The organism is Kribbella turkmenica, assembly GCF_004348725.1.
In the GTDB taxonomy this organism is placed as follows: Bacteria; Actinomycetota; Actinomycetes; order Propionibacteriales; family Kribbellaceae; genus Kribbella; species Kribbella turkmenica.
Map to the genome: position 1 here is coordinate 1 of NZ_SMKR01000295.1, position 3,314 is coordinate 3,314.

General features: G+C 65.8%; 3 protein-coding genes. All 3 read right to left on the minus strand.

Translation table 11 applies throughout. The features are described 5' to 3' along the window. Positions 1 to 311 (minus strand): hypothetical protein (locus E1218_RS35210; protein WP_202866370.1); only part of this gene is annotated, 311 nt, incomplete at its 3' end. A 21-nt stretch (positions 312 to 332) separates the two neighbouring features. Continuing rightward, entirely contained in the window at positions 333 to 1,193 is an 861-nt protein-coding gene (locus E1218_RS35215; protein ID WP_132327361.1) for a hypothetical protein, read from the minus strand. Positions 1,194 to 1,277: 84 nt separating this feature from the next. Next, on the minus strand, positions 1,278 to 3,245 hold the full coding sequence (locus E1218_RS35220; protein WP_132327362.1) for a hypothetical protein: 1,968 nt from the start codon (positions 3,243 to 3,245) through the stop codon (positions 1,278 to 1,280). Between the last annotated feature and the right edge of the window lie 69 nt (positions 3,246 to 3,314).

Below are 3,314 nucleotides of genomic sequence, written 5' to 3' on the forward strand. Positions count from 1 at the left end.
GACTCGACGAGGGCAGTCATCAGGGCGATCAGCGTCGCCCGCCCGGGAAGGCCACGCTCGACGGCGACCTTGTCGATGAGCTTCGCGAACGCGATTTGCGTAGCCCGAAGTGGGCCATCGGGTACCGGGTTGCCGACCTGGCCGGGCGCCAACGGCAGACAAGCGGCCTGCGGCTTGCTCGATCCACCGAACGGAGCGAGCATCAGCAGGCTGGCCACGCCCACGATGGCCAAGGCGGCTGCGGCCTTGACGAATACGCCCCTGCTCGCGACGGAGAGCAGTCCCCTGCCAAGATCCCGCTCATCGAACATCGCAGCCCTCCACTGACGTGGTCATGGACCGGTACCGCCCGACACGTCGCTGATGACCCATTGGCTGTTCTGGTTCACCAGCGTGACGAGCAGGGGTACGTCGAATCGCTGAGCGTTCTTTCCGGTGACGTCGATCGTGACTTTGACGAAGCGCGTGATCCGGGCCGGCGTATCCACCGGCGCCTCCGCGTTGGCGGGCGGCGCGCTGACCGGTGCCGCGATCACCGTCGACTTGCCGCCATCCTTCTTGAGTGCGTCGTACGTCGGATCACCGGCAGAGGTGAAGCTGGACGCGACGTCCTCGGTCATGTACTTCGCAGACTTGGCCACCAGCGCCGCATAGGTCTCGGCGGCCGGGTCCCGCGTGTAGAAAGTGCGCGCCCACGTGCCGACGACGTCGTTCGCCAGTGCGGTTGCTTCGGAGGACGGTCGCTGCGTCTGTGGCGGCGGTGTTGTCAGCGTCGGCGTCGTGGGCCGTGGGCTGTCCTGCCCGGGCTGTGGGTTCGACGGCGCGGTCGGCAGAACCACCGACCGACCAGGCGTAAGTAGGCCGATGGGAGCACTGTCCTCGGGGCCATCGTCACCGAGCAGCCGCGGCAATCCGCCGCCGAGCCCGAGGATGATGATCGCGAGTACGACGACGAGCGCCACGATGACCGCCGGACTGGTCGGCTCCGCCTGGCGTTGGCTGCGCAGCCACGCCATCCGCTGCGCGTGGTCGTCACGCCGCCAGTTCTTCTTCGCCCGGCGGCGCTCACGACCGTTGAGCTCGTCGATCTCCTCCGGATAGTCGTAGTCCGCGCTCATCAACGAACGCCAACTGTCCGGTGCCTCGGGTCGCTCCCGGTCCACGCGCTCGTCGTACTCGGAATCCGGGCGCACGGTCCCGCGGTCGCGGCGATGAGAGCCGCGGCCCGCGCCCTCCCGGCGATCCTCAGTCGATCGGTGTCTGCGTGCCATCGGCGATCACCTTCGCGTCGGCACGTGTACGGTCACGCCGTCCTTCGTGATGGCGGAGTACTCGCGGAACCGTCGCTGCTGTGGAGCCGGCGCCCTGCGCCGCTGACGAACCTTCGGCGGACCCTCGCGAAGGCTGGCCGAGTGCGAGTGCACCCGCGGCTCGTACCGCGTCTCACTCACCGATGCCGCCGGCGCGGGCCGACGGGAATGCCGGGCCTTCTGCGTCTCGCCCGCCGAGCCTCGCAAGGATCCGGACCCTCCCGCGGAGACTACGTTCGCGGCCGAGACCGAGATGGTGCGTCGTCCGTCACCCTTGGACTGCGCTCGAGCGCGCGCGAGGTTCAAGGCGGACGTGCTCTTCACCGGTCCGGTGGCGCCAGCGGCTGATACTCCACCCGCGGCCGCAGATCCGTGCTGACCTGGGCCACCTCCGCCTGGCATTCCGACACCATCACTTCGCCGCCCAGGACCCGCTGTGAGCTCGTACGGCGAACTAGCCGCGGCCCCACGCGTCAACGAGCCCACAGCAGGCGCCTGCCGGTAAACCCGAACCGAGGTGACACGCTGCGAGTTTGCTTCGGCTTGCCGCACGCGGTCCCTGTTTCGTTCCGGCAGAACTGGCGCGGCACCACGCCCGCTCAAAGCGCCCATGACTCGCCTGACCGCACTCATAGCTCCTCTGCGTGCAAGACCACCGAGCATGATGCTGCCGGCCCCTGGACGCATCATCGAGGTCAGGCTGTCCAGCAATCGGCGCAGCTTGAAACCGACGATCAGAACCGCGATTGCCAGGCCGCTGACCGGAAGCCAACCCAAACTCCCACTCAAACTGAAAACAGCCGTAACGAGCGTCAGCGCCGTACCGAACACCAACATCGCGAGGAACGACTGCAGTACCAGTCCGATCAACGCCTCGAACCAGTTCAAACCCCATTGTCGCGGCCTGCCCGGGATGATCCACAGGCAGGCGAAGAAGACGCCCACAACAAGTAGCAGCAGACAACCGATAAAGGCCATCAGAGCCGTGAAGGCCAAGGCGATGTTGAGGAAGGCGAACAGAGTTGCGGCAATTGCAGCCAACATGACGACAGCCACGCGCCCGAACGGATTGTCGCCCTTGACCCACTTCACCGTTGCCGCATCACTGCCCCCTTCGGCGGGTGTGATTACGTCATCGATGTACTTCTTCCGAGCCTCAGGGTCCACACCCGTATCGAGCATCCCTTTGCCATATCGCTGACATGCGGCGATCGATCCGAACTCGGAGATACACCACGGCGTCACAGCGAAACCGCGCCAGCTGGCATCGGCGGACTTGCGCAATAGTGTGTCCTTCGGCGTACCTGTGAAACCAGGTTCTGGCCACGGCAGTGGAGACTGCATCGTTGGACCCATCGCATCTGCCGATGCCGTCATCACCGCGCCGGCACCGAGTTGGCGCGCTCCATCGACTCCGCGCAGCCAGGTGGCCGGGGCCAAAGCGAAGCTGATGCTCAAAACGCCGGCCACGAATACCCAGACCAACTGACCTAGCGCTGTTCCAGTCGCCTTGCGCTGCGTATAGGCCGCGACTGCCCCGAAGGCAAGAGCTGACGGCAGCAACCAGCCGACGAGTTGCGAACCGGTGGCCCCGATCGTTGCCGATGTCGCATCGGTGAGCGGCTTCACGTCGGTGAACGAGAACAACCACCAGCCAACGGAAATGGCCCCGCGGGTGATGGCGACGATGTACATCATCACCAAATACGCGTAGCCATTGAAGATCATGTTGAACGTATCGCTCAGGCCCTTGTCGAAGTCGAGGCCGTACACCATGGGGCTGTATTGCTCGAACAAGGTGCGGGTGTCGCCGTGGGTGAGGTCAGGGGTCGGGAGGAGGTCCGCGAACCCGGTCGGGTTCGTGGGGCCTGGTTCCGGGTCGGCGGCGAGGGCGGTCTGGGTTGTGATGATCAGGGAGATCGCGAGGGTGGTCACGGCCGTTCGGAGACGGCGGGACCGAGTCATGCGACGTGCTCCTTGTTGCCGGGGGATGTGCCCTGCGGG